This window comes from Nonomuraea aridisoli, from assembly GCF_003236395.1.
GTDB lineage: Bacteria > Actinomycetota > Actinomycetes > Streptosporangiales > Streptosporangiaceae > Nonomuraea > Nonomuraea aridisoli.
The window spans coordinates 14,518-39,967 of record NZ_POUD01000029.1; the positions used below are offsets into that span (position 1 = coordinate 14,518).

Sequence of the window (25,450 nt, forward strand, 5' to 3'; positions counted from 1 at the left end):
GTCAGCCAAATCCGGGGGGATACCAGGAAACCCTCCGTCAGGCTGCTCGAGATCACGGCAGCTCAGCGCTAGGCGCCCACCTGTAGAGGGAGGAATTCTTTCACCATGCGTGTTACTAAAGGCGCACGGATCGTCGCCGGTGCCGCGCTGCTCGCGGTCGCGGTCGCCGCGTGTGGCAGTGGCGCCTCGGGTGGCGGCGACTCCGCCGGGGGCAGCGCGGACACGCCTGTCCGCATGCGAATCGGTGAGCCCCAGGAGCTGCTGAACCCGCAGAACACGACCGAGACCGAGGGTGCCGAGGTACTTGGCGCCATCTTCGACCCGCTCGTCTCCTACGACGAGAACAAGCAGCCCGTCGAAGAGGCCGCCGAGTCCATCACCACGGAGGACAGCAAGGTCTGGACGATCAAGCTGAAGTCCGGGTACACGTGGCACGACGGCACCCCGGTGACGGCCGCGGACTACGCCCGCGCCTGGAACTACGCCGCCCTGCAGGACAACGCCATGAGCTCGTCCTACTTCTTCGGCCGCATCGACGGCTACGAGGACGTGCACCCCGGTGAGGGCAAGACGCCGACGGCCAAGGAGATGAAGGGCATCAAGGTCGTCGACGACCAGACTTTCGAGGTCACGCTGTCGGCGCCGTTCTCGCAGTTCAAGACGATGCTCGGCTACACCGCCTTCTACCCGATGCCCGAGTCGGCCATCGGCCCCGACGGCAAGGTGACCCAGGCCTACGGCGAGAAGCCGATCGGCCAGGGCCTGTTCAAGCTGGACAAGCCCTACAAGAAGGGCACCGACACCACCCTCGACCTGACGGTCTACGACAAGTTCCCGGGTGAGAAGCCGAAGAACTGGACCAAGCTCCAGTTCAAGGTCTACACCAGCTCCGAGACGGCGTGGAACGACCTCCAGGCCGACAACCTCGACATCCACGACCAGCTGCCGGCCACCGCGATCTCCACGGCCAAGGCCACGCTCGGTGACCGTTACCACGACGAGCCCGACGCCGCCGTCGCGTACATCGGCGTGCCGCTGGCGTACAACAAGGAGTTCGACAACGTCGACGTCCGCAAGGCCATCTCGATGGCGATCGACCGCAAGACGATCACCGAGACGGTCTTCTCCGGCACGACCTCCCCGGCCGACGACTTCATCAACCCGGCCATCCCCGGCTACCGCCAGGGCGCCTGCACCGCCTGCGCGTACAACCCGGCCGAGGCCAAGAAGCTGTACGAGGCGGCCGGCGGCCCCAAGAGCATCGAGCTCGGCTACAACGCCGACGGTGGCCACAAGGAGTGGATCGAGGCCGTCGCCAACAACCTGCGGGCCAACCTCGGCATCGAGGTGTCCCCGACGCCGTTCGAGAAGTTCCAGGGTATTCTGGACGCGCTCGACGCCAAGGAGTACAAGGGTCTGTTCCGCATGGGCTGGTCCATCGACTACCCCTCGGCCGAGAACTACCTGACCCCGATCTTCGGCACCGGCTCGATCGGCACCGGCTCCAACTACGGCGGTTACTCCAACAAGGAGTTCGACGAACTGGTGGCCAAGGGCGACCAGGCGCTGGACGCCGCGGAGGGTCTGAAGTACTACCAGCAGGCCGACGACATCCTGCTCAAGGAACTGCCGTACATTCCTGTTTACTTCTACCGGGCCGTCTACGCTAACTCCTCGAAGGTCAAGAACGTCAAGCTCAACCTGCTCAAGCAGATCGAGTGGGCTGACGTCGAGAAGGCCTGACGTCGTTCGCCAGGTGGGCGGCCGCGCCGCCCACCCGTCGAAGGACTGATCTTGGAGGCAGTCGTTCGGGCCCGGGTAAACCACGGACTCCGAGGGGCTGCCTCCAAGCATGTACCGGAGGGCTGAATGGGCCGATATGTAATCAGGCGACTGATCCAGGCGATACCCGTCCTGCTCGGCGCCACACTACTCATCTTCTGCATCGTCTTCGCACTGCCCGGCGACCCCATCGCGGCACTGTTCGGGGACAAGCGCCCGGACCCCGCCATCGCGGAGGTCCTGCGCGAGCAGTATCACCTGAATGATCCGCTGCTGCTGCAGTACTGGTACTACATCAGCGGCGTTCTCTTCCGCGGCGACTTCGGGGTGAACTTCGCCGACGTCCCGGTCTCCCAGATCATGGCGGGCAAGTTCCAGATCACCCTGAACCTCGCCCTGACCGCGCTGGTCATGGAGGCCGTCATCGGCGTCGGACTCGGCCTGTGGGCGGCCCTGCGCCGTGGCAAGGCCACCGACACCGCGATCCTCGCCTCGACGCTGGTCCTGATCTCGGTGCCCACGCTGGTCACCGGCTTCGTGCTGCAGCTGGTGCTCGGCGTGAAGGTCAAGCAGTGGACCGGGCTCGACATCTTCCCCGTCGCGGGCACGGCCGAGGGCCTGCGCGCCTACCTGCTGCCGGGCTTCGTGCTCGCCGGGGCGTCCATCGCGTACCTGACCCGGCTCACCAGGACCAGCCTGGCGGAGACCCTGCGCTCCGACTACATCCGCACGGCCACCGCCAAGGGCCTGTCCAGACGCCGCGTCGTCGGCCGGCACGGGTTGCGCAACGCGCTGATCCCCCTGGTCACCTATCTGGGCGCCGACCTCGGTCAGCTCATGGGCGGCGCGGTGATCACGGAGACGATCTTCAATCTCCAGGGCATCGGCAACCAGCTCTTCCAGTCGGTCTACCTGCGTGAGCAGCCGGTCGTCGTCGGCATCGTCACCGTGCTGGTGCTGATCTACATCCTGGCCAACCTGGTCGTCGACCTGTTGTACGCCGTGCTCGACCCGAGGATCCGCTATGAGTAACCCAACCCCGCCGGTCGGGCCGGGACTCCCGGAGACGCAGACCATGGTCTCGGACACGGTCACCGCCCCGGCGCCGGAACGCCAGGGCAGGCACGCCAAGAAGAGCGGCAAGCCCGCCAGCCTGTGGACCGACGCCTGGTACGACCTCAGGCGCCGGCCGACGTTCATCATCTCGATGATCATCATCGTCGTCCTGCTGGTCATGTCGATCTGGCCGTCGCTGTTCACGTCGATCGACCCGTTCAACGCCCGGAGCTGCGACCTGGCCACGGCGCGCCAGGGCCCCAGCGCCGGTCACGTGTTCGGCCGCGACAACCTGGGCTGCGACCTGTACGCGAGAACGGTCTACGGCGCGCGCAACTCCATCGTGATCGGCGTGCTGACCACGGTCCTCACCACGGTCATCGGCGGCCTGCTCGGCATCATCGCCGGCTACCGCAGCGGCATCGTCGACACGGTCGCCTCGCGCATCACCGAGATCTTCTTCGCCATCCCGTCGATCCTCGGCGCGCTGCTGATCGCGGCGACGTTCCGCGGCCAGTACAACAGCATCTTGCTGGTCATCATCGCGCTGTCGGTGCTGGGCTGGCCGATGGTGTACCGGATCATGCGGGCGGCGGTGATCACGGCCAAGAGCCAGGACTTCGTGGTCGCGGCGAAGGCGCTGGGCGCGGGATCGGGCCGGATCATGTTCCGGCACCTGCTGCCCAACTCGCTGGCCTCGGTCATCGTCGTGGGCACGATCAACCTGGGCAACTTCATCGCCGCGGAGGCGGCGCTGTCGTTCCTGGGCGTGGGCGTGCAGTCGCCGGACATCTCGTGGGGCCTGATGATCGCCGACGCGCGCAACCGGTTCCTGGAGGCGCCGCTGCCGCTGGTGATCCCGGCCGTGTTCCTGAGCATCACCGTGCTCGCGTTCATCATGTTGGGCGACGCCGTGCGCGACGCGCTCGATCCGAAGCTCAGGTAGGAGGGATCACGTGAAGAAGACGTCCGCGGACGTGTTGCCCGCCGTGGGAGGGCAGGGCAACGAGCCGCTGCTGGCCGTCGACAACCTGCACGTGGAGTTCCACACACGGGCCGGTGTCGTGCGCGCGGTCAACGGCGTGAGTTACACGGTCGCCCCCGGTGAGACGCTCGCGGTGCTGGGCGAGTCCGGTTCGGGCAAGTCCGTGACGGCGCAGGCCATCATGGGCATCCTCGACATGCCCCCCGCGGTGATCCCCAAGGGGGAGATCCGGTTCAAGGGCACCGACCTGCTCAAGCTGTCGGAGCACGACCGCACGCACGTGCGCGGCCAGCGGATCGCGATGATCTTCCAGGACGCGCTCTCCGCGCTCAACCCGGTGTTCACCGTGGGCTGGCAGATCAGCGAGATGTTCCGGGTGCACCGGGGCATGTCCAAGTCCGAGGCCATGAAGAAGGCCGTCGAGCTGATGGACCGCGTCCGCATCCCGGCCGCCAAGCAGCGCGTGCACGACTACCCGCACCAGTTCTCCGGCGGCATGCGGCAGCGCATCATGATCGCCATGTCGATCGCGCTCGACCCCGAGGTGCTGATCGCCGACGAGCCGACCACGGCGCTCGACGTCACCGTGCAGGCGCAGATCATGGAGCTGCTGGCCGAGCTGCAGCGCGAGAGCCAGATGGGCCTGATCCTGATCACGCACGACCTCGGCGTCGTGGCCGACGTGGCCGACAAGATCGCGGTCATGTACGCCGGCCGCATCGTCGAGAACGCCCCGGTGTACGACATCTACAAGGCGCCGGCGCATCCGTACACGAAGGGTCTGCTCGACTCGATCCCCCGGGTCGACCAGAAGGGCCACGAGCTGTACGCGATCAAGGGCCTGCCGCCCAACCTGCTGGACCTGCCGACCGGCTGCGCGTTCCACCCCCGGTGCCCGCTCCGGCAGGAGAACTGCGTGACCGACGCCCCCCCGCTCTACGAGATCAGCGGCACGCGCGGCAGTGCCTGCCACTACTGGAGGGAGGTCCTCGATGGCGAACGGCGGTGAGCCGGTCCTCGAGGTGCGCGATCTGGTCAAGCACTTCCCGCTGAACCAGGGGATCGTCTTCAAGAAGCAGATCGGCTCGATCAAGGCCGTCGACGGTGTGTCGTTCGACCTGCACAGGGGCGAGACGCTGGGCATCGTGGGCGAGTCGGGCTGCGGCAAGTCCACGCTCGCCAAGGTGCTCATGGCGCTGGAGCGGCCGACGTCGGGCTCGGTGAAGATCGGCGGCCGGGACATCGGCCAGGCCAGGGGCGGCGAGCTCAAGCGCATGCGCCGCAACATCCAGATGGTGATGCAGGACCCGTACACCTCGCTGAACCCGCGGATGACGGTCGGCGACATCATCGGCGAGCCGTACGAGATCCACACCGAGGTGGCGCCGAAGGGCGATCGCCGCAAGAAGGTGCAGGAGCTGCTGGAGGTCGTGGGGCTCAACCCCGACCACATCAACCGTTACCCGCACCAGTTCTCGGGTGGTCAGCGGCAGCGCATCGGCATCGCCCGGGGCCTGGCGCTGCAGCCGGAGATCATCGTCTGTGACGAGCCGGTCTCCGCGCTCGACGTGTCGATCCAGGCGCAAGTGATCAACCTGCTGGAGCGGCTGCAGAACGAGTTCGGGCTGGCCTACATCTTCATCGCCCACGACCTGTCGGTGGTGCGCCACATCTCCGACCGGGTGGGCGTGATGTACCTCGGCAAGTTCGTCGAGCTGGGCAAGGACGCCGAGATCTACGACCGGCCGGCACATCCGTACACGCAGGCGCTGCTGTCGGCGGTGCCGGTGCCCGACCCCGAGGGCCGGGAGCGGCGCGAGCGGATCATCCTGCAGGGCGACCCGCCGTCGCCGGCGAACCCGCCGAGCGGGTGCCGGTTCCGTACGCGGTGCTGGAAGGCGCAGGAGATCTGCGCCCAGGAGGAGCCGCTGCTGCAGATCCGGCCGGGCACGGGGCACCTGAGCGCCTGCCACTTCGCCGAGACGCACGACGTGGTGCACGCGGGCTGACCCGCCGCACGGGCCCCCGGGAGTTTCTTCTCCCGGGGGCCTTCGTGCGTCAGTGGCGTTCGCGGCGGCGCAGGAGCACCCGCGCCGACATCGCGAGCACCAGCAGCACCATGCCCGCGACCACCGGCGACCTGGAGGCCGGGGACGTCCTGATCTGGGCGGAGCCGCGGGTGGCCAGCCGTTCGGCCTCGCGCAGCGCGAGCAGCGCGTTGACGACGCCGTGGCCGTAGGCGGGGCTGTAGCCGTCGGCGGGCCGCCGCCTGGTGCCGAGCTCGATGGCCATGCGCACGTGGTAGGGCGACATGGCGGGGTGGGCCGAGCGGATGAGCGCCGCGATGCCCGCGACCATGGCCGCCGCCGAGCTGGTGCCGTCGCTCACCACGTACGAGTCGCGGGCGTCGGCGGTGACGATGTCGGTGCCGGGCGCCACGACCGACACGTAGTACTGCCGGTTGGAGAACGGCGCCACCTTCAGCCGCCGGTCCACCGCGCCCACCGCGATCACGCCGGGGTAGGCGGCCGGGAAGTTCTTCCTGTTGGCGGAGTCGCCGTCGTTGCCCGCCGAGGCGACGAGCACGCAGCCCTTGCCGATCGCGTACTGGACGGCCTCCTCCTCCGAGGCCGAGCCCTCCCAGGATCCGCTGCCGCCGCCGAGCGACATGCTGATCACGTCCGCGCCGTGGTCGGCGGCGTACCGGATGCCCCTGGCGAGGGCGTCGCGCCCGCCGAAGCGCTCTTTGCCGCGGCGCGGGTCGCCGGACTCCAGCGTGACGCGGACCGACAACACCGTCGCGGCGGGAGCCACCCCGAGCACGCCGTCCCTGCCGTCGTCGCCGTGCCCGCGGCCGGCGATCAGGCTGGCCATGGCGGTGCCGTGGCGGCCCGACGGGCCGCGGCCGTAGCCGGTCAGGTCGGGGCCCTGGATCACGGCGCCCCGCAGGTCGGGGTGGCGGGCGTGCACGCCGGTGTCGAGGACGGCGACCACGACGCCCTCGCCCTTGGCCGTGCGCCACGCCTCCGGCAGGCGCAGCGCGGCGAGCTGCCACTGACCGGCCCTGGCGGCCTCGGCCACGTCGTCGGCGGCGCCGGCGGCACCGGCCACGAGCCCGCCGGCCAGGCCGGCCACCAGGAAACCGGCGATCAGGCGCTTCATACGCTCAGCGTCCGGTGGAGGGCGGCGGCCAGCTGCCAGGCGGCGTCGCGCAGGCGCGGCATGACCAGGTCTCCCGGCTGGTACGCCCGCCCGTCGGCGTAGCCCGCGGCCGTCGCGACCAGGTAGCGCTCGGCGCAGGGGACGACGACGCCGGTGACGTACTGGCGTTCGCCGAACCGCTCGGCGGGACCGCCGGGGAAGGCCACCGGCCGCACGGTCGCCGGCCGCCCCGCGCCGCGCAGGCCCGCGCGGGGCCGGTCGAGCACGGCGACGCCCACGGTGGCGACGAAGGTCTGCGTGCTGTCGGCGTACGTGGCGCGCAGGGTCGTACGGCAGCCGGGCGGCACGGCGTCGCGCTGGAACGCCTCCCGGCAGGAGGCCGTGGGCGCGACCCCGGCCAGCACGTACGTGACGCGGGCGCCCGACGGGCTGACCCCGGTGACCGTGGCGGGGAAGACCCGCGCGACCGGCCAGGGAGGAGGAGGCTCCGGCGCGGGCGGCCAGATCGCGGACAGTATGGAGAGCAGGACGAGAGAGAGGTGGTGGCACACAGGGGACCTCGAACGGGGTGGAGGGACGCCCGATCAGTCCGTGCATTCTGACATGCGACTCGCCGCTCAATCCGACGGTTCAGTAAACAGCCCGATACGCGGAGTAGTTCCGATCTGTGAATTTTGTCCTAGTTAATAGGTGTAAGTCGGACGTGTGCGCCCGGGGGAAGGCCCAGCCGCTGCGCCGCGTCCCCCGCGTTCACCGCGATCGCGATCAGCCCGGCGGAGTCCTCGAAGGCCACCAGCTCGCCGGGCGGCACCGCCGCGTACGTCTCCCGGTACGGCAGCGACAACTGCCGCCGCCCCAGCCACACGCCCAGCGTGTCGCCCACCCGCACGCCCAGTGCCTGCAGGTCGCCGGCCGCGATCGACAGCTGCGTGTTGCCGTAGCGGTCGACCGAGACGACCTCGCCCTCCACCGAGCCCTCGCGCACCAGCGACGTCGGCTCGGGCAGCGCGACCAGCCGGGACACCGGCACCTCGGGCCCCAGCCCGGACGGCCGCAGCCCGGCCGCGAGCCGCCCGGCGACCGGCGCGAACACGTCGCGCCCCAGGAAGGTCGGCGACACCGGCCGCAGGAAGTGCTCCTCGTTGCTGATCTCGTACGCCGTCCGCGCGCCGCCGCAGGCGTGCACCGCCCACGACAGCAGCCCGTTGTCGGGCCCGATGAAGACCCGGCCGCCCGCCTCGATCGCCACCGCGCGCCGCGCGCCGCCCGCCCCCGGATCGACCGCGCCGATGTGCACGCCCTCGGGGAGGTAGGGGATGGTCTGGGCGAGAATCGCCGCGCCGCGCCGTACGTCGCCGGCGGGGATCAGGTGGCACACGTCGATCACCCGGGCCTCGGGGGCGATGCCGGCGATGACTCCGTGACAGGCGGCCACATAGCCGTCCTCGAGCCCGTAGTCGGTGAGAAGCGTGATGACAGTGGTCACATCTGGTGACTGTACGTCTCGCAAACCGTCGTGAACAGCCGCACCGCGCACATTACGATGGGCACGCCTGCCCCTTCCGAGGAGGACACCATGGGAGCTCCGCTCAGCGGTGACGATGCTGCCCAGGAGCCGTCCCGCCGTCCACTGTCCGACCGCGAGATCGAGATCCTCGCCTTCGAGCGCCACTGGTGGCGCCACGCGGGCGCGAAGGAACAGGCCATCAAGGAGACCTTCGGCCTGTCCGCCACCCGCTACTACCAGTTGCTCGGCGGGCTGATCGACCGGCCGGAGGCGCTGGAGCACGACCCCATGCTGGTCAAGCGGCTGCGCCGGTTACGCGCCACCCGCCAGCGCGACCGCGCGGCCAGAAGGCTTGGCATGCGCCCCTGACCCGGTGGGTACGGGGGCCGCGTGAAGAACATCCCTGGAATGGAAGCGATCCTGAGCGATCCGGCGGGCGCCGTGATCGGGCTCGACTTCGACGGCACCCTGTCTCCCATCGTGCCCGACCCGGCCAAGGCCGTGATCCACCCGAAGGCGCCCGGCGTCCTCGCCGAGCTGGGCGCCCACGTCCTCTCGATCGCCATCGTGACCGGCAGGCCCCCGGCCACCGCCCTTGAGCTCGGCCCCGGCCTGGCCGACGTCCCGAACCTGGTCGTGCTCGGGCACTACGGCTTCGAACGCTGGGAGGCCGGGCGCGTCTCCGCCCCGCCGCCCCCGCCCGGAGTGCCGCGGGCCGAGGCGGAGCTGCCGCTGTTGCTCGACTCGCTCGGCCTGGACGGCGTGACCATCGAGGACAAGGGCCGGGCGGTGGCTGTGCACACCCGGCGCAGCCCCGACCCCGAGGGCGCGCTGGCCGCCCTGCGCGAGCCGCTGGCCAAGCTGGCCGGCGCGCACGGCCTGGTGATCGAGCCCGGGCGTATGGTGCTGGAGCTGCGGCCGCCCGGCATGGACAAGGGGCAGGCGCTCAGTCTCTTCCTGGCCGAGCGGAACGCGCGCTCGGTGATGTTCGCCGGCGACGACCTCGGCGATCTGGCCGCCTTCGACGCCGTACGCGCCTCGGGGCTGCCCGGGGTGACGGTGTGCAGCGGCTCGGCCGAGGTGACGGCGCTGCGCGAGCGGGCCGACATCGTGGTCGACGGGCCGGAGGGGATCGTGGCGCTGCTGGCGGAGCTGGCGTCGGCGTTCAGCCGTTCGTGACTCGCCTGCAAGTCCGTGTCCTTAGTCTCGGCGCATGTCCAAGCGCTTCCTCGCCGTCGCCGCCACGGCCGCGGCCGCCGTACTCGCCGTTCCCGCCGCCGCCCACGCCGCTGCCACCCAGCCGCTGAAGCTCCGGGGCGGGCTGACGCTCCACCTGCCCATCGAGTGGGAGGTCCAGCGCGTCAACCCCGACTGGACCAGGGTGGTCACCGGCACGTGCGCCCACCCCCGCGGCGAGTACGGCACCCCGAAGTGCGACAGCTTCTGGATCCTCGGCCCGAAGGCCATCAAGGTGGGCAACGAGCTCTTCCGGCCGTACACCGGCGCGAAGCCCTTCTATCCCGCCACCGACGTGCAGAGGTGCCCGCACAACGGCAAGTGGGGCCAGATCCTCGGGGCGGCGCGGGCCAAGGGGCTGCGCCAGGTCGGCCCCGGCCACCGGGCGGCCTACCGCGAGTGGAAGGCCACCTGCGTCTCCTACGCCGACGGGGCCGTGAAGTCGCGGTACGTGCAGCGCGAGTGGTACCTGCCGCAGACCCGCGTCCTCGTCGTCGACCAGTGGAACACCCCGGGCCTGGCCGACGCGCTCAAGCACGCCGACTGGAAATGAGCACCCCGGCGACGGCCAGCCCGATCAGGACCGGCACCAGCAGGAACGCGGTGCGGGTGCCGAACCCGTCGGCCAGTGCGCCGAGGGCCAGCGGGCCGGCCGCCATGGCCGCGCCCGCCCAGATCGGCGAGGCCGCCGCCGCCAGGTCCGCCCGGCCGCCCGAGCCGGTGATCAGGCCGGTCATGGCCAGCGGGAAGTGCAGAGACGCGCCGAGCCCGCAGAGCGCCAGCCCGGCGTACGACAGCGCGGGGTGGGTGCTGAGCCAGAAGGCCAGCCAGCCCGCGAACGTCACCGCCAGCGCCCCGGTGAACAGCGGCGCCGGCGGCAGCCGCAGCGCCAGCTGCGTCCCGGCGAAGCGCCCCGCCGCCAGCCCGGCCGTGAACGCGGTCAGCCCGGTGGCCGCCGCCGCGGCGCTCAGGCCCGTACGGGAGGCGAACAGGTCGGCCGCCCACAGGTTGAACGTGAACTCCATCGCCACACAGCAGAACAGCACCAGCCCCGCCACGTGGAAGCGCCAGCCGGGCCGCGCGGCCGGGCCACCGGCGACGTCCGCCGCCTGGCGCGCCTCGGGCCGGACCCGGGCCATCGCCAGCGCGAGCAGGACGCTGGCGACCGGCGTGACCAGCATCGCGGCCCGCCAGCCGAGCGCGGACTGCGCGACCACGCTGAGCCCGAACGTCACCGCCATGCCCACCACGACGCCGACCGCGTTGGCCTCGCTGATCGCCGCGGGACCGGCGGGGCCGTGGTGGTCGCTGAGCGCCGCCATGGCCGTGTAGAGCAGGATCGAGCTGAAGCCGCCGGAGACGCCGTAGCCGAGCAGCGTCAAGGCGAGGGCGTCGGACGGCAGCACCAGCAGCACGCCGGCGTTCATGCCGGCCAGGCCGATCCAGCTCGTCACGTGGCGGCCGAATCTGCGGGTGAGCAGGGGCAGGGCGAGGCCGGCCGCGATCGTGCCGAGGGCCATGGCGGTGCCGTGCAGCCCGGCCACGGTGGCGGAGGTGCCCTGGTCGGCGCGCAGCAGCGGGAGCGCGGCGCTCAGGCCGTAGAGGTAGCTCGCGAAGGTGCCGAGCTGGAAGTAGACGAGCCAGGTCGGGCGGTCTCTGACCAGCCGGACGCGGGGTAAGACCGAGGTCACCCGGCAGCTCCCTGGACGGGGGGATGAGGCCCTTTCATGCTAGGGCGTCGAGCTGGGCGGCCAGCCACCTGTCCGGGGGCAGCGCCGTGGCCGCGGCGTGCAGCTGCTCGCGCCGCCTGCGGCGCTCCTCCTCGGGCATGACCAGCGCCTCGTGCAGCGCCGCGGCCGTGCCGCTGATGTCGTACGGGTTGACCAGCAGCGCGTGCGGGCCCAGCTCGGCCGCCGCGCCGGCCTCCCGCGAGAGCACCAGCGCGCAGTGCGGCGAGAGCACCGGGCCCTCCTTGGCGACCAGGTTCATGCCGTCGCGGATCGGGTTGACAAGCAGCACGTCGGCCAGCCGGTACGCGGCCAGCGAGCGCGGGTAGTCGTCGTCGACGTTGAGGATCACCGGGTCCCAGTCCTCGGTGGCGTAGGCGTCCTCGATCTCCTGGGCGCAGCGCTGCACCGACGCGGTGTACTCGCGGTATTCGGGCAGGTCGTGGCGGCTCGGGTAGGCGAAGGCCAGGTGGACCACCCGCCCGTGCCACTCGGGGTGGGCCGCCAGGAACTCGCCGTAGGCCACCAGCCCGCGCACGATGTTCTTCGACAGCTCGGTGCGGTCGATGCGGACGATCAGCCGGCGGTCGCCGACCTGCTCCCTGAGCGCCGTCATGTGCGACTCGACGTCGGGCTCGCCGGCCCGCTGCCACAGCGCCGCCCCGTCGACGCCCAGGGCGTGCACGCCGATGCGGGTCGTACGGCCCTGGTGGGTGACCGTGCGGGCGACGCGGTCGGCCTCGGCGCCGAGCAGCCGCTCGCAGCAGTCCATGAACAACTGCGCCCACCGGTCGGTGAGGAACCCGGCGTGGTCGGCCCCGAGGATGCCTTCGAGCACCTCGCGGGCCACCTCGTCGGGCAGCAGCGAGAAGTATTCGGGCGGCGCCCAGGGCGTGTGGCTGAAGTGGGCGATGCGCAGGTCGGGCCGCTCGGCTCGGAGCATCGCCGGAGTCAGCGTCAGGTGGTAGTCCTGCACCATCACGCGGGCGCCGTGACCGGCCTCCTCGGCCAGCGCCAGCGCGAACGCGCCGTTGTAGTCGCGGTACGACTCCCACTCGCGCTCGAACTTCGTGCCGAAGTTGGGCGCGTTGGGGATGTCGTAGAGCAGGTGGTTGACGAACCACAGGGTGGAGTTGGCCACGGCGTTGTAGGCGCGGTGGAAGGTGGCCGGCGGGATGTCCAGCATCCGCACCGGTCCGGTGTCGTAGCCGGCGTGGTCGATGCGCCCCCCGGGAGCCTGGCGTACGGCGCTGCGGTCGCCGTCGGACAGCGCGGCGCAGACCCACAGCACGCCGTCGTCCTTGACCACCCCCGACAACCCGGAGACCAGGCCCCCGCCACCGCGTTTCATGGTCAGCTCGCCTCCGTCGGAGACGGTGAAGGAGACCGGACCCCTGTTGGAGGCCACCAGGACGCTGTTCATCGATTACCTCCGAGGAGACCGGCAGTGGAGCGTGAGGCCGGGCCGCGACGGTCGGAATCCCCTCCCTTCCGGAAGGAGGACGTCACCCGGGCTCCCTTCGATCTAGGATCCCAGCTATGGCGCTTGATGAGCTAACCGAGGAACTCGCCCGCTCCGCCGCCGCGGGGGACCACCGCGCGCTGGGCGAGCTCCTGGCGCGGATCGAGCCCGATGTGATGCGGCACTGCTCGCGGATCCTGCCCTACCACCAGGACGCCGAGGAGGCCTCGCAGGACACGTTGCTGGCGGTGGCCCGCAACATCGGGCGGTTCGAGGGGCGGGCGAGGTTCAGCACCTGGCTGCACATCGTGACGGCCAACTGCGCGCGCACGACGTACCGGTCGCTCAAGCGCAGGGCGGCCGAGCAGACCTCCGACGAGCTGCCCATGCAGAAGCCCGACGCGCGGCGGGTGAGCGTGATCGCCGGCTCGCGGCTCGACCTGCTCGACGCGATGGAGGCGCTGGAGGCCGACAAACCCGACCTGGCGCAGGCGCTGGTGCTGCGCGACATCGTCCAGCTCGACTACAACGAGGTGGCCGAGCAGCTCGGCATCCCGCTCGGCACCGCGAAGTCCCGCATCCACCAGGCCCGCAAATACGTGCAGGCCGTGCTGGGCGACGACTACCGCTGAGACCGTACGTCTCACATATTGAGACAGGTGGTAATATCGGCCACTTAAGCGGGTAGAGTCCATTTCAACAACTTCATATTGCTCATCCAGAGGGGTGGAGGGACCGGCCCTGCGAAGCCCCGGCAACCCTCCCGGCTTGTGACTCGCGACCTGGCGAGGCCGACCGGGACAAGGTGCCAATTCCGGTTCGCGGTCAAGGTGGCCGTGGGCGAAGATGAGGGAAGGCCTCGCTTCATGTCGCTCGACTTTGGTCCTGCTGTCGCTCTGTCCTGCCGCGAGTGCGGCGCTCGTTACCCGCTCGGTCCCATCTTCGCCTGCGAAGAGTGTTTCGGGCCGCTCGAGGCGGCCTACGAATTCGGCGAGGTAACGCGGGCGCAGATCGAATCCGGCCCCGCCAGCATCTGGCGTTACCGCGCGCTGCTTCCCGTTCCGGCTGACGTGACCAATAAGCCCAATATGAACCCGGGCTGGACACGATTGGTCAAGGCCGGAAACCTCGGGCGAGCGCTCGGCATCAACTCGCTTTATGTGAAGGACGATTCCGGAAACCCCACCCACTCCTTCAAGGACCGGGTGGTCGCGATGGCCGTCGAAGCGGCGCGCAACTTCGGTTTCCACACCCTTTCCTGCTCGTCCACCGGCAATCTCGCGGGCGCGGTCACGGCCGCCGCCGCGCGGGCCGGTCTCGAGGCGTGCGTGTTCATCCCGGCCAACCTGGAAAAGGCCAAGATCGCCATGGCCCGCGTCTTCGGCGGGAAACTCGTCGGCATCGAGGGCACGTACGACGAGGTCAACCGGTTCTGTTCGGAGCTGATCGGCGACCCCATGGGTGACAAGTGGGGCTTCGTCAACGTCAACCTGCGGCCGTACTACGCCGAGGGCTCCAAGACGCTCGCGTACGAGATCGCCGAGCAGCTCGGCTGGCGGCTCCCTGAGCAGATCATCGTGCCGATCGCCTCCGGCTCGCAGCTCACGAAGATCGACAAGGGCTTCAAGGAGCTCGTCGCGCTGGGCCTGGTGGAGGACACCCCGTACAAGATCTTCGGTGCGCAGGCCGCCGGGTGCTCGCCGGTGTCGACGGCGTACAAGGCGGGCCATGACGTCGTGCAGCCGGTCAAGCCCGACACCATCGCCAAGTCGCTGGCCATCGGCAACCCGGCCGACGGGCCGTACGTGATCGACATCGCCCGGCGCACGGGCGGCGCGGTCGAGGACGTCACCGACGCCGAGATCGTGCGGGCGATCAAGCTGCTCGCCTCGACCGAGGGCGTCTTCGCCGAGACCGCGGGCGGCGTGACCGTCGGTGTGCTGAAGAAGCTCACCGAGACCGGGCAGCTCGACCCCGACGCCCTGACCGTGGTGCTCAACACCGGCGACGGCCTCAAGACGCTCGACGCGATCAGCGGCGACGCCGAGCCCACGGCCGTCATCAAGCCCTCTCTCGACGCGTTCCGCGCGACTGTCTGACAACCAGGAAAGGCAAGTTAAATCATGAGCGTTTCTGTGCGGATTCCCACCATTCTGCGCACCTACACCGGGGGGAACGCGGAGGTCAGCAGCGAGGGCGCGACGCTTCGTGACGTGCTCGCCAAGCTCGACTCCGACTACCCGGGGATCGGCGCGAGAATTCTGGATGAATCGGGCAAGATTCGTCGTTTCGTCAACGTTTACGTCGGGGAAGAGGACGTCCGTTTCGCGGAGGGCCTTGACACCCCCGCACCCGCGGGCACGCAGATCTCCATCATCCCGGCCGTCGCCGGCGGCTGAGCGGCCCGGCCGGCCCCGCCCGACTCCGCACTCCTGAAGGCGCCCCTAGCGGGCGCCTTCTGCTTTTCCGATTTCATTTAACCTTGTACTACCCTCACCGGAGCAAATAGGTAGTGCGTAGATTGACTCTGTTGCCAAACCCCGTGCCACAGGTATGGTCGAGGACGATCGTCTCGGCTGATTTTCTGTTAAGTCGGGCGATTACAGGTCCCGCGGAGGAATGGGCGAGATCTGTGAGACAAGTAAGAGGAGTCGGAAGTGGCGCAGGGCACCGTCAAGTGGTTCAACGCGGACAAGGGCTACGGCTTCATCGCGGTAGACGGTGGTAAGGATGTATTCGTCCATTACTCAGCGATCATGATGGACGGGTATCGGTCTCTCGAGCAGGGTCAGCGCGTCGAGTTCGAGATCACGCAGGGCCAGAAGGGGCCGCAGGCGGAGTCCGTCCGCGCGGTCTGATCAACCGGTCATCGCGGGACGGGTCCGCACGGCGGCGCAGTCCGTGCGGGCCGTCACCCTTCAGTTTCCTTGACTCTCGTACGGCGGGCCGCGTGGCGGCTCGCCGTACAGACTCCATGAACAGGTCGTAAACCCCAGGTGGGGAGGCGTTCGCTTGCACTCGGCAGGGTAGAGTGCTAAACAGTTCGTTGGCACTCTGTGCAGCAGAGTGCCAACTCGGATCGAGACGATGGGGTCTGCCGAACGGAGATGCTGACCCATGCCGTCGCGGGCGTCGGCTCGGTCCCTGACAAGCCACCCTGCATCTGGGAGGTCTAGCCTTATGGCAGCCAAGATGATCGCGTTTGACGAGGACGCCCGGCGCGGTCTCGAGCGCGGTATGAACCAGCTCGCCGACGCCGTGAAGGTGACCCTCGGCCCCAAGGGCCGCAACGTCGTGCTGGAGAAGAAGTGGGGCGCTCCCACGATCACCAACGACGGTGTCTCCATCGCCAAGGAGATCGAGCTCGAGGACCCGTGGGAGAAGATCGGCGCCGAGCTGGTCAAGGAAGTCGCCAAGAAGACTGACGACGTCGCCGGCGACGGCACCACGACCGCCACCGTGCTCGCCCAGGCGCTGGTGCGCGAGGGCCTGCGCAACGTAGCCGCCGGCGCCAACCCGATGGCCCTGAAGAAGGGCATCGAGGCCGCCGTCGAGCGCGTCAGCGAGGAGCTCTCCAAGCTGGCCAAGGACGTGGAGACCAAGGAGCAGATCGCTTCGACCGCCTCCATCTCCGCCGCCGACCCCGAGATCGGCGCGCTCATCGCCGAGGCGATGGACAAGGTCGGCAAGGAAGGCGTCATCACCGTCGAGGAGAGCAACACCTTCGGCCTCGAGCTCGAGCTCACCGAGGGCATGCGCTTCGACAAGGGCATGACGTCGATGTACTTCGTCACCGACTCCGACCGCATGGAGGCCGTGCTCGAAGACCCGTACATCCTGATCGTCAACAGCAAGGTCTCCGCCAACAAGGACCTGCTGCCGCTGCTCGACAAGGTCGTGCAGTCCGGCAAGCCGCTGCTGATCATCGCCGAGGACGTCGAGGGCGAGGCCCTGGCCACCCTGGTCGTCAACAAGATCCGCGGCCTGTTCCGCTCGGTCGCCGTCAAGGCCCCGGGCTTCGGCGACCGCCGCAAGGCGATGCTGAACGACATCGCGATCCTGACCGGCGGCCAGGTCATCGCCGAGGAGGTCGGCCTCAAGCTCGAGACCGCCACCCTCGACCTGCTGGGCCGCGCTCGCAAGGTCGTCGTCACCAAGGACGAGACCACCATCGTCGACGGCGCCGGTGACGCCGAGCAGATCGCCGGCCGGGTCAACGAGATCCGCGCCGAGATCGAGCGCACCGACTCCGACTACGACCGCGAGAAGCTCCAGGAGCGCCTGGCCAAGCTGGCCGGTGGCGTCGCCGTCATCAAGGCCGGCGCCGCGACCGAGGTCGAGCTCAAGGAGCGCAAGCACCGCATCGAGGACGCCGTCCGCAACGCCAAGGCGGCCGTCGAGGAGGGCATCGTCCCCGGCGGTGGTGTCGCGCTGCTGCAGGCCGGCGCCAAGGCGTTCGACAAGCTCGAGCTCAACGGCGACGAGGCCACCGGTGCCGCGATCGTCAAGAAGGCGCTCGAGGAGCCGCTGAAGCAGATCGCCGTCAACGCCGGCCTCGAGGGCGGCGTCGTGGTGGAGCGCGTGCGCAACCTCACCCCTGGTGAGGGCCTCAACGCCGCCTCCGGCGAGTACGTCAACATGTTCGAGTCGGGCATCATCGACCCGGCCAAGGTGACGCGCTCGGCGCTGCAGAACGCCGCCTCCATCGCGGCGCTCTTCCTCACCACCGAGGCGGTCATCGCCGAGAAGCCCGAGAAGACCCCTGCTGCTCCGGCCATGCCGGGCGGCGGCGACATGGACTTCTAGGTCTTTGCGCCTCGACGTACGACAGAGCGGCCCGGTTTTTTCCGGGCCGTTCTTGTTTCTGTACGTCTCCGATGACGTTTCGCGAGGGGGCGGGCGCGGAGCGTGGGGGAAAGTGGTGGCCACACCGACCTCACACGCAAGGAGCAAGAGGATGCTTTCCCGCAGCAAGCGCCTGGCCGGCATCGCCGTCCTGTCCTTCGCCGCCGCCACCGCCGCGATGGCGGCTCCCGCCCACGCCGACGACGACTACTGGGACGACCACCACTACCGGCACGGCTGGGCGTTGCTGACGCCGTACCGGGCGCCGGTGTGCGTGCCGGTCTCGTCGTTCGGCATTCCGCTGGTCGACCGCATCGCCCCCGGCATGGTGGCCTGCGCCTACTAGCGGGGGCCGAGCCGGGCGACGGCGCCCCGCCGGTCGTGGCGGGGCGCCGCCCGCGTCAGACGCCGTAGTAGGCGATGACGTGGCCCCGCGCCAGGGTGTTGGCCGTGATGTTGAAGCCCACCACCGCCGGGCTGGTGTCGCTGTCGACGCCGAGCTTGTCGACGCCCAGGGCGTGCACCGTGAAGACGTAGCGGTGCGGGTCGCCGGGGGGCGGGGCGGCGCCGCCGTACGCCTTCACGCCGTAGTCGTTGCGGGCGTGGACGGCGCCCTCCGGCAGGCCCTTGAAGTCGGGGCCGGTGCCCGCGCCCGTGGGGAGCTCGGTCACCGAGGCCGGCAGGTCGAACAGCACCCAGTGCCAGAAGCCGCTGCCCGTCGGGGCGTCGGGGTCGAAGCAGGTGACGGCGTAGCCGCGAGTGCCCTCGGGAGCTCCCGACCAGCGCAGTTGGGGCGACTGGTTCTGGCCCGACATGCCCCAGTCGTTGAAGACGTGGAGCTCGGCGAGCGTCTCACCGTCGCGGATGTCGTCGCTCTCGACCACGAGCGCGGGGACCGACGGCAGGTGTTCATGGGGAAGGGGTGCGGGCACGGCATCCTCCTAGGTTGAGAGCTGCTTGCCCCGCCATCCTAGAATCGGCCGCGCCCGCCGGATCTCATGCGGTCAGCTCGGCCGGCAGCGGCCTGTCGTGCAGAACGGTGAGCGACGTGACGGCTCGGGTCAGGACGACGTAGAGCCGGGCCAGGCCCCGGGGCTCGGCCTCGACGATGTCGGCCGGTTCGACGACGATGACGTGGTCGTACTCCAGGCCCTTGGCCAGCGTGGCCGGGATGACCAGCAGGCGGTGCTCCTCGGCGGAGTCGGGGTCGAGCACCGCGTGGGGGAGGCCGGCCAGCTCCGCCGAGACCTCGGCCACCCGCGCGTCGGGGACGATCACGCCGATGGAGCCCTCCTTCGCCAGCGCCTCCTTGGCGGCCTCGGCCACCGAGTCGCCCGCGCGTACGGAGAGCGAGCCGGCGCCGGGGCGCAGCGAGCGCGGGGCCGCCAGCCCGGGGGCGATGGAGGGCAGCAGGCGGGCGGCGTAGTCGAGCACCTCGCGCGGCACGCGGAATCCGAGGGTCAGCTCCGTGACCTCGCCCTCCCGCTGGCCGAGGTGTTCGAGCACCGACTGCCACGAGCTGGTCGACCAGGGCGTCGTGCCCTGCGCCAGGTCGCCGAGGACGGTGGCCGAGCCGTTGCGGCAGCGCCGGCCGAGGGCGCGCAGCTGCATCTCGGACAGGTCCTGAGCCTCGTCCACGACGAGGTGGCCGAGCGACGGCGTGCGCTCCATGAGGTCGCCCAGCTCGTCGAGGAGCGCGGCGTCGGCGGCCGACCACTTGGCCGACTTCCAGCTCCGGTACGGTTTCCGCCAGATCAGCATTTCCTGCTCGTCGGGCGACAAGTCGGATTTTGCGGCTTTGGCGAGGAACTCCCGGTCCGAGAGCAGCCGGTACAGCACCTGCTCCGGCGTCAGCTTCGGCCACACCGCGTCCACGATCTGCTTGACCGGCTTCGAACGCGCCACCGCGTCCTGCACCCGGTCGTCGGGCGACTCGCCGCGCTGCTCCATCCGGACCAGCACCATGTGCGCCAGCCGCTGCGCGAGCGCCGCCCGGCCGGGGTTGTAGCGGGTCGTGCCGCGCAGGGAGGCGACGATCTCGCGTACCTCGTAGTCGGCCACCCGATAGCGGTAGGCGCCCTTGGTGAAGACCAGGCCCTCCTCCGGCTTGACGATGTGCAGCCAGAGCGCGCGGTCGAGCACCGCCGCCATCCTGGCGTCGCCCTTCACGGCCGCGACCAGCGGGTCCTCCGGCGCGGCGTGCTCGCCGAGCAGCCCGGCCACCGTGGTCTGGTCGACCTTGACCTCGCCGAGAGCGGGCAGCACCGAGGAGATGTAGGACAGGAAGGCCCGGTTGGGGCCCACGATCATGACGCCCGCCCTGGCCAGCCGCTCGCGGTGGGTGAACAGCAGGTAGGCGGCGCGGTGCAGGCCGACGGCGGTCTTTCCGGTGCCGGGCGCGCCCTGCACGCAGACGGTCTGGGCCAGCGTGGCGCGGACGATCTCGTCCTGGTCGGGCTGGATGGTGGCGACGATGTCGCGCATGGGGCCGGTGCGGGGGCGTTCGATCTCGTCGGTGAGGATCTTCGACGGGCCGAGCTCGACGCCCTCGCTCAGGGGCTCGTCCTCGAACGCGGTCAGCGCGCCGCCGTGGTAGCCGAAGCGGCGCCGGCGTACGACGCCCATCGGGTCGGACGGGCTGGCCTGGTAGAACGCGCGGGACACCGGCGCCCGCCAGTCGATGACCAGCGGCTTGCTGTGGCCGTCGTGGACGTGGCGGCGGCCGACGTAGATGGTGGTGGGCAGGTCGACCGGCTCACGGTCGCTGTGCTCCTCGTCGCTCTCTCGTCCCGAGCGCTCGGGGGACTCGCGGTCGAGGCGGCCGAAGAACAGCGGGGTGTCGGCGTGGTCGGCGAGGGCGGCCACGCGCTGGTCGAGCAGCGACTGCAGGATCTGCTGCGACACCCAGTCGCCGGCCGCGTCGGCCGAGAGCGACTGCGCGTGCTCGCGCATGGCTTTCAGCGCGGCTCTCGACGCGGCCAGGTGGGCCTGCTCGGCGGCGAGTACGTCAGCGGGTATGTCGGGTGCCAGCTGGGATGCGGGCATGCGGAAGCGCCTCCCTGTGGGTTTCGGAGGTGGTCTAAGGCAGCGAATCCGCCAGTTTAGCGATGACTCCGGCACGCTTCCAAAGCATTTACCGAGCGGGGGTGGGGTACGCACAAGACGTGGTCCGGCTCCGTTATTCGCCGATCATCCCCACGATCGCGAGCTTCCTGCTGGCGGCGCTCTGGGCGCTGTCGGTGTTCGCGGGGTGGGGGCTGCAGGCGTTCTGCGCGGGTGGGGAGGCGGCGTGCGCGCAGCGGCTCGGCGCAGTCACGGGCGTGTCAGGGTTGTTCGCCGCGGCGGCCGCCGTCTGCACGGCCGGCGCCTGGTTGCTGCCCTTCTCCCGTCGTGACCAGCGGGCGTTCACCCGCGTGATGGGCGCCGGGATGCTGGCCTGGATCGCGGCCGAGGGCGTGCTGTTCCTGGGCGGCCTGCTGGTGCGCTGACCCCCAAACCGAACAACCGGGAAATACCGAAAAATTCGGGCATATCAGGTGGGTTTGTCGGATCATGGGGGTATGTCGCAGGCGCCGTGATAGTACGCAGGTGAGGGGGGTGGTTCGATTGTCGACCCGCGGAGTCTCCTGGACGTGAGACCCACGCTGAACGCCTGGCCGCTCGGCGCGAGCGGCCGGGCACCCGGCGTCACACCCCGCCGAGCACGTCGTCGGCGTCGATGATCTGGTACGCGTACCCCTGCTCGGCCAGGAACCGCTGCCGGTGCGCGGCGAACTCCTGGTCGACCGTGTCGCGGCTGACGATCGTGTAGAACCGGGCGCCCCCGCCGTCGGCCTTGGGCCGCAGCACCCGGCCGAGCCGCTGGGCCTCCTCTTGACGCGAGCCGAACGTGCCCGACACCTGGATGGCGATGGCCGCCTCCGGCAGGTCGATGGAGAAGTTGGCCACCTTCGACACCACCAGCACCTGGATCTCCTTGTCGCGGAACGCCTGGTAGAGGCGCTCGCGCTCCTTGATCCGGGTGTCGCCCTTGATGACCGGCGCGTTGAGGTGCTCGCCGAGCTCGTCGAGCTGGTCGATGTACTGGCCGATCACCAGGACCTGCTCGCCGAGGTGGCGGCGGACGAGGGCCTCGGTCACGTGGGTCTTGGACGGCGTGGTGGCGCAGAACCGGTAGCGCTCCTCCGACTCGGCCATCGCGTACGCCAGCCGCTCGTCGTCGGTCAGCGTCACTCGCACCTCGACGCAGTCGGCCGGGGCGATCCAGCCCTGGTTCTCCATCTCCTTCCAGGGCGCGTCGTAGCGCTTGGGCCCGATCAGGGAGAACACGTCGCCCTCGCGGCCGTCCTCGCGCACCAGCGTCGCGGTCAGGCCGACGCGGCGGCGGGCCTGGAGGTCGGCGGTCATCCGGAAGATCGGCGCGGGCAGCAGGTGGACTTCGTCGTAGACGATCAAACCCCAGTCACGCGCGTCGAACAGCTCCAGGTGGCTGTAGACGCCTTTGCGCCGGGTGGTCATCACCTGGTAGGTGGCGATGGTGACCGGGCGGATCTCCTTCTTCGTGCCGGAGTATTCGCCGATCTCGTCCTCGGTCAGGGAGGTGCGCTTGAGCAGCTCGGTCTTCCACTGGTGGGCCGAGACGGTGTTGGTGACCAGGATGAGCGTGGTGGCCTGGGCGTGGGCCATGGCGGCCGCGCCGACGATCGTCTTGCCGGCGCCGCAGGGCAGCACGACCACGCCGGAGCCGCCGTGCCAGAACGCGTCGGCCGCGTCGCGCTGGTAGGGGCGCAGCGACCAGCCCTCCTCCAGCAGCTTGATCGGGTGGTGCTCGCCGTCGACGTAACCCGCCAGGTCTTCGGCCGGCCAGCCCAGCTTGAGCAGGGCCTGCTTGACGTTGCCGCGGTCGCTCGGGTGGACGATGACCGAGTCGTCGCCGATGCGCTCGCCCAGCATCGGCTGGATCTTCTTCGAGCGCAGCACCTCTTCGAGCACGGCCCGGTCGGTCGAGGTCAGCACGAGGCCGTTGACCGGGTCCTTCTCCAGGCGCAGCCGGCCGTAGCGCGCCATGGTCTCGGCGATGTCGACGAGCAGGGCGTGCGGCACCGGGTAGCGGCTGAAGCCGATCAGCGCGTCGATGACCTGCTCGGCGTCGTGGCCCGCGGCGCGGGCGTTCCACAGGGCGAGCGGGGTGACGCGGTAGGTGTGGACGTGTTCGGGGGCACGCTCGAGCTCGGCGAACGGCGCGATCGCCTTGCGGCACGCGTCGGCTCGCTCGTGGTCGACCTCGAGCAGCAGCGTCTTGTCCGACTGGACGATCAGCGGTCCATCGCTCACTTGCGTTTCTCCGTGGGGTCAGTGCGGGGCCTTGCGCAACAGGACCATCGTCTCCTGATCCCGGCTCCCCCGCTCCGACTCTCCAACAACGGCGAGGCCGTGATTAGTCCGGCGTCAGTCCTCGAGGTAGCCGCTGAAGCCCAGGAAGAGGAACGTGCCGATGCTCAGCACGAAGCCCAGGCCGAACAGCACCCAGCTCCAGATCACGAGGGTGCGGGCGGTCCGCGGCTCTGTGCGGGACTTGCCCAGCGCGAGGCCGGCGCAGATGGCGCCGGGCGCTCCCAGGAAGTTGCAGCAGCTGACGAGCGCGATGAGGTTGAGCACGAGCGAGACGATGGCGTTGGCCATGGGCCCGTCGCCGCGTGGGGGTGGCTGAGGGCCGGGGCCGTACTGCGGGGGAGGCTGCTCGCCGTAGGGCGAGCCGTACGGGATGTACGGATATCCCGGCGGGTCCTGACTCATGTTCACCTCCAGACAGGTCAACACTTATCACGGAATGGGCACACGTCTTGGCCGGTGTGCGCGTTCCGGTCAGGGCAGGATGCCTTCGTGCAGGGCGCGGAGTACGGCGTTGGTGCGGTCGCGGGCGTCGAGTTTGAGCAGGATCGTGGAGACATGGTTCTTCACCGTGCCCTCGGCCAGGAACAGCGCGCCGGCGATCTCGCGGTTGCTGTAACCCTCGGCCACGAGCCGCAGCACCTCCAGCTCCCGTTCGGTGAGCTCCTGTCTCGGCGGCGCGTCGGCGCCGGACGGTGACGGCCCGGAGCGGATGGCGCGCAGCAGCCGGTCGGTGATCGAGGGGGCGATGAGCGTGCCGCCGTCGGCCAGGGTGCGCACCGCGCGGGTCAGCTGCTCCAGGGTCACGTCCTTGAGGAGGTAGCCGCGCGCGCCCGCCCTGAGCGCGTCCAGCACGAGGGCGTCGTCGTTGAAGGTCGTCAGGACGAGGACCGGCGTCTCGACGCCGAGCTCGCGGAGGCGTTGCAAGGTCCAGATGCCGTCGTACCGGGGCATTCTCAGGTCGAGCAACACCACGTCCGGCGTGGCGGACGCGATGACGTCGAGTGCCGCCCGCCCGTCGTCGGCCTCGCCGACGACGTCGACCTCGGCGATCTCCAGCAGGCTGCGGATGCCCTGCCGGACGAGGGTCTGGTCGTCGACCAACACGACGCGGGTCACGACGCCGGCGCCCGGGCGATGACCTGGAAGCCTCGCCGGCCGTCGATGCGCACGTCGCCGTCGAGCGCCTCGAACCGCTCGACCAGCCCGCTCAGCCCGTTGCCGAGGATCGGGTCGGGGGCGCCGCGGCCGTCGTCGGTGGCGGTCAGGCGTACCGCGTCGCCGTCCGGTGCGATCTCGATCCACAGCTCGCGCGCGTCGGCGTGCCGGATCGTGTTGGTGACGACCTCCTGTACGGCCCGCACGAGCGCGGCGGTCGTCTCCTCGCCGACCCGTACGCCCGGCGCGACCTCGATCGACACCTCGAGCCCGGGCAGGTCGCGCACGATCTGACGCAGTGCCGCCTCGAGGTCGGGGGACTCGGTGCGCATCCGGCCGACGGTGGCGCGTACGTCGGCCAGGAGGTCGCGGGTGACCCGGCCGGCGCGCTCGACATGCTCCCTGGCCCGTTCCCCGTCACGGTGCCGCGCCGTCTCCAGCTCCAAGGTGAGGACGGTGAGCTGGTGTCCGATGAGGTCGTGCAGGTCGCGGGAGATCCGCAGCCGCTCGGCGGTCCGCGCCGACTCCGACAGCAGCACGCTCGCCGCCTGCAGCTCGACATGCGCCTCGGTCAGCTTCCCGCGCATCCGCTTCTCCCGCTGGATCGCCAGAGAGCTCAGCAGCGTCGCCACCTGGATGAGCGCGTAGAAGCCGGTCGTGAGGAGCGCGTCGGCGGCGCCGTACCCCGTCCGCAGCACGACCAGGACGAGCACCACGGTGTTGAGCGCCACCACGACGAGGCCGGCCCACGTGGGCACGACGTAGACGCTGATCGCGGCGGCGACCACCAGCAGCACGGGCAGCAGGCCCGGCAGCGTCGCGGACGTCACCACCACCCACGCGGCCACGACCAGCGTCGCGAACGCGGTGTGCCGGACCCATCGCGGATTACGCGAGCCGCCCGCGACGAACACCGCGGCGACGAACACCGCGAACACCGCGATCCACCAGGCCCGGGGGATGAACGTCTCGATCACGCCCAGCACGACCGGGCTGCCGACCACGGCCGACACGACGAACATGGCCACGCCCGACCACTCTTCCGGCCCGAGTCGACGCACGGAATCACCCTAACTCAGCCAATTCGGGCGTCTCAGGTGCCGAAAGTCATGGGTGGAGGACCTGACCTTCGGCACAGG

General features: G+C 70.1%; 26 protein-coding genes and 1 riboswitch. Of the genes, 15 read left to right on the top strand and 11 right to left on the bottom strand.

The genetic code is table 11. The annotated features are described in order from the left end of the window. Nucleotides 1–234 precede the first annotated feature (234 nt). The 5 genes from C1J01_RS10125 to C1J01_RS10145 all read left to right on the top strand — a co-directional run bounded on the left by C1J01_RS10125 (nucleotide 235) and on the right by C1J01_RS10145 (nucleotide 5,832). Nucleotides 235–1,743 carry a peptide ABC transporter substrate-binding protein gene (locus tag C1J01_RS10125; protein WP_235854360.1) on the top strand — a complete coding sequence of 503 codons (1,509 nt, stop codon included), beginning with the start codon at nucleotides 235–237 and terminating at the stop codon, nucleotides 1,741–1,743. A gap of 126 nt (nucleotides 1,744–1,869) precedes the next feature. Beyond that, on the top strand, nucleotides 1,870–2,814 hold the full coding sequence (locus C1J01_RS10130; protein WP_111178465.1) for an ABC transporter permease: 945 nt from the start codon (nucleotides 1,870–1,872) through the stop codon (nucleotides 2,812–2,814). Beyond that, the gene (locus tag C1J01_RS10135; protein ID WP_111178467.1) at nucleotides 2,807–3,784 is read left to right on the top strand and encodes an ABC transporter permease; all 978 of its coding nucleotides are present in this window, start codon (nucleotides 2,807–2,809) and stop codon (nucleotides 3,782–3,784) included. The genes C1J01_RS10130 and C1J01_RS10135 overlap by 8 nt, the downstream gene beginning before the upstream one ends. A 10-nt stretch (nucleotides 3,785–3,794) precedes the next feature. Next, nucleotides 3,795–4,832: an ABC transporter ATP-binding protein gene (locus C1J01_RS10140; protein WP_235854361.1), complete on the top strand. Its 1,038-nt coding sequence runs from the start codon at nucleotides 3,795–3,797 to the stop codon at nucleotides 4,830–4,832. Further along, nucleotides 4,816–5,832: an ABC transporter ATP-binding protein gene (locus C1J01_RS10145; protein WP_111178470.1), complete on the top strand. Its 1,017-nt coding sequence runs from the start codon at nucleotides 4,816–4,818 to the stop codon at nucleotides 5,830–5,832. Before C1J01_RS10140 ends, C1J01_RS10145 begins: the two co-directional genes overlap by 17 nt. 49 nt (nucleotides 5,833–5,881) lie before the next feature. Here C1J01_RS10145 and C1J01_RS10150 read toward each other — a convergent pair whose 3' ends face one another. From C1J01_RS10150 to C1J01_RS10160, 3 genes are all read right to left on the bottom strand, one after another. Beyond that, complete coding sequence (locus tag C1J01_RS10150) at nucleotides 5,882–6,985, bottom strand: S8 family serine peptidase (protein ID WP_111178473.1); 1,104 nt, start codon at nucleotides 6,983–6,985, stop codon at nucleotides 5,882–5,884. Beyond that, complete coding sequence (locus C1J01_RS10155) at nucleotides 6,982–7,536, bottom strand: hypothetical protein (RefSeq protein ID WP_111178476.1); 555 nt, start codon at nucleotides 7,534–7,536, stop codon at nucleotides 6,982–6,984. Before C1J01_RS10155 ends, C1J01_RS10150 begins: the two co-directional genes overlap by 4 nt. Before the next feature lie 128 nt (nucleotides 7,537–7,664). Further along, complete coding sequence (locus tag C1J01_RS10160) at nucleotides 7,665–8,471, bottom strand: SAM hydrolase/SAM-dependent halogenase family protein (protein WP_111178479.1); 807 nt, start codon at nucleotides 8,469–8,471, stop codon at nucleotides 7,665–7,667. Between the two features lie 90 nt (nucleotides 8,472–8,561). On the opposite strand from C1J01_RS10160, the gene C1J01_RS10165 reads away from it, so the two are divergent. From C1J01_RS10165 to C1J01_RS10175, 3 genes are read left to right on the top strand one after another with little or no spacing between them, the layout of a single operon-like run. Further along, on the top strand, nucleotides 8,562–8,861 hold the full coding sequence (locus C1J01_RS10165; RefSeq protein ID WP_181448674.1) for a DUF3263 domain-containing protein: 300 nt from the start codon (nucleotides 8,562–8,564) through the stop codon (nucleotides 8,859–8,861). Between the two features lie 39 nt (nucleotides 8,862–8,900). Then, a complete protein-coding gene (gene otsB, locus C1J01_RS10170) occupies nucleotides 8,901–9,671 on the top strand; it encodes a trehalose-phosphatase (RefSeq protein WP_111178485.1) in 771 nt (256 codons plus the stop codon). A gap of 34 nt (nucleotides 9,672–9,705) precedes the next feature. Next, nucleotides 9,706–10,281, top strand: a complete 576-nt coding sequence (locus tag C1J01_RS10175; protein WP_111178488.1) for a hypothetical protein — start codon at nucleotides 9,706–9,708, stop codon at nucleotides 10,279–10,281. On the opposite strand, the gene C1J01_RS10180 is transcribed toward C1J01_RS10175, so the two are convergent. Beyond that, nucleotides 10,259–11,419, bottom strand: a complete 1,161-nt coding sequence (locus C1J01_RS10180) for an MFS transporter (protein WP_111178490.1) — start codon at nucleotides 11,417–11,419, stop codon at nucleotides 10,259–10,261. The genes C1J01_RS10175 and C1J01_RS10180 overlap by 23 nt on opposite strands. Before the next feature lie 34 nt (nucleotides 11,420–11,453). After that, a complete protein-coding gene (locus tag C1J01_RS10185) occupies nucleotides 11,454–12,878 on the bottom strand; it encodes an alpha,alpha-trehalose-phosphate synthase (UDP-forming) (RefSeq protein WP_111178493.1) in 1,425 nt (474 codons plus the stop codon). A 116-nt stretch (nucleotides 12,879–12,994) separates the two neighbouring features. Between C1J01_RS10185 and C1J01_RS10190 the strand changes: the two genes are divergently transcribed. The 6 genes from C1J01_RS10190 to C1J01_RS10215 all read left to right on the top strand — a co-directional run bounded on the left by C1J01_RS10190 (nucleotide 12,995) and on the right by C1J01_RS10215 (nucleotide 18,108). Next, nucleotides 12,995–13,549, top strand: coding sequence for an RNA polymerase sigma factor (locus tag C1J01_RS10190; protein ID WP_111178496.1), 555 nt, complete (start codon nucleotides 12,995–12,997; stop codon nucleotides 13,547–13,549). A gap of 79 nt (nucleotides 13,550–13,628) precedes the next feature. After that, nucleotides 13,629–13,770, top strand: a riboswitch (SAM riboswitch). Between the two features lie 13 nt (nucleotides 13,771–13,783). Beyond that, entirely contained in the window at nucleotides 13,784–15,016 is a 1,233-nt protein-coding gene (gene thrC, locus C1J01_RS10195) for a threonine synthase (RefSeq protein ID WP_111178498.1), read from the top strand. A 24-nt stretch (nucleotides 15,017–15,040) separates the two neighbouring features. Continuing rightward, on the top strand, nucleotides 15,041–15,316 hold the full coding sequence (locus tag C1J01_RS10200; protein ID WP_111178501.1) for a MoaD/ThiS family protein: 276 nt from the start codon (nucleotides 15,041–15,043) through the stop codon (nucleotides 15,314–15,316). 258 nt (nucleotides 15,317–15,574) lie between these two features. Next, nucleotides 15,575–15,775, top strand: a complete 201-nt coding sequence (locus tag C1J01_RS10205; protein ID WP_068927743.1) for a cold-shock protein — start codon at nucleotides 15,575–15,577, stop codon at nucleotides 15,773–15,775. Between the two features lie 322 nt (nucleotides 15,776–16,097). Continuing rightward, complete coding sequence (gene groL, locus C1J01_RS10210) at nucleotides 16,098–17,723, top strand: chaperonin GroEL (protein ID WP_111178503.1); 1,626 nt, start codon at nucleotides 16,098–16,100, stop codon at nucleotides 17,721–17,723. A 151-nt stretch (nucleotides 17,724–17,874) separates the two neighbouring features. Beyond that, a complete protein-coding gene (locus tag C1J01_RS10215) occupies nucleotides 17,875–18,108 on the top strand; it encodes a hypothetical protein (protein ID WP_111178505.1) in 234 nt (77 codons plus the stop codon). A gap of 55 nt (nucleotides 18,109–18,163) precedes the next feature. Here the strand turns inward: C1J01_RS10215 and C1J01_RS10220 are convergent, their stop codons facing one another. After that, nucleotides 18,164–18,694, bottom strand: a complete 531-nt coding sequence (locus C1J01_RS10220) for a YbhB/YbcL family Raf kinase inhibitor-like protein (RefSeq protein ID WP_111178507.1) — start codon at nucleotides 18,692–18,694, stop codon at nucleotides 18,164–18,166. 64 nt (nucleotides 18,695–18,758) lie between these two features. Continuing rightward, entirely contained in the window at nucleotides 18,759–20,807 is a 2,049-nt protein-coding gene (locus tag C1J01_RS10225; protein WP_111178509.1) for a HelD family protein, read from the bottom strand. A 119-nt stretch (nucleotides 20,808–20,926) separates the two neighbouring features. On the opposite strand from C1J01_RS10225, the gene C1J01_RS10230 reads away from it, so the two are divergent. After that, nucleotides 20,927–21,250, top strand: coding sequence for a hypothetical protein (locus tag C1J01_RS10230; RefSeq protein WP_111178511.1), 324 nt, complete (start codon nucleotides 20,927–20,929; stop codon nucleotides 21,248–21,250). A gap of 199 nt (nucleotides 21,251–21,449) precedes the next feature. Here C1J01_RS10230 and C1J01_RS10235 read toward each other — a convergent pair whose 3' ends face one another. The 4 genes from C1J01_RS10235 to C1J01_RS10250 all read right to left on the bottom strand — a co-directional run bounded on the left by C1J01_RS10235 (nucleotide 21,450) and on the right by C1J01_RS10250 (nucleotide 25,372). After that, nucleotides 21,450–23,096 carry a DNA repair helicase XPB gene (locus tag C1J01_RS10235; protein WP_111178513.1) on the bottom strand — a complete coding sequence of 549 codons (1,647 nt, stop codon included), beginning with the start codon at nucleotides 23,094–23,096 and terminating at the stop codon, nucleotides 21,450–21,452. Nucleotides 23,097–23,210: 114 nt separating this feature from the next. Further along, nucleotides 23,211–23,558 carry a hypothetical protein gene (locus C1J01_RS10240; protein ID WP_146615534.1) on the bottom strand — a complete coding sequence of 116 codons (348 nt, stop codon included), beginning with the start codon at nucleotides 23,556–23,558 and terminating at the stop codon, nucleotides 23,211–23,213. Between the two features lie 69 nt (nucleotides 23,559–23,627). Continuing rightward, nucleotides 23,628–24,272: a response regulator gene (locus tag C1J01_RS10245; RefSeq protein ID WP_111178517.1), complete on the bottom strand. Its 645-nt coding sequence runs from the start codon at nucleotides 24,270–24,272 to the stop codon at nucleotides 23,628–23,630. After that, nucleotides 24,269–25,372 (bottom strand): sensor histidine kinase, encoded by a 1,104-nt coding sequence (locus C1J01_RS10250; RefSeq protein ID WP_220039831.1) that lies wholly within the window; start codon nucleotides 25,370–25,372, stop codon nucleotides 24,269–24,271. Before C1J01_RS10250 ends, C1J01_RS10245 begins: the two co-directional genes overlap by 4 nt. Nucleotides 25,373–25,450: the final 78 nt, after the last annotated feature.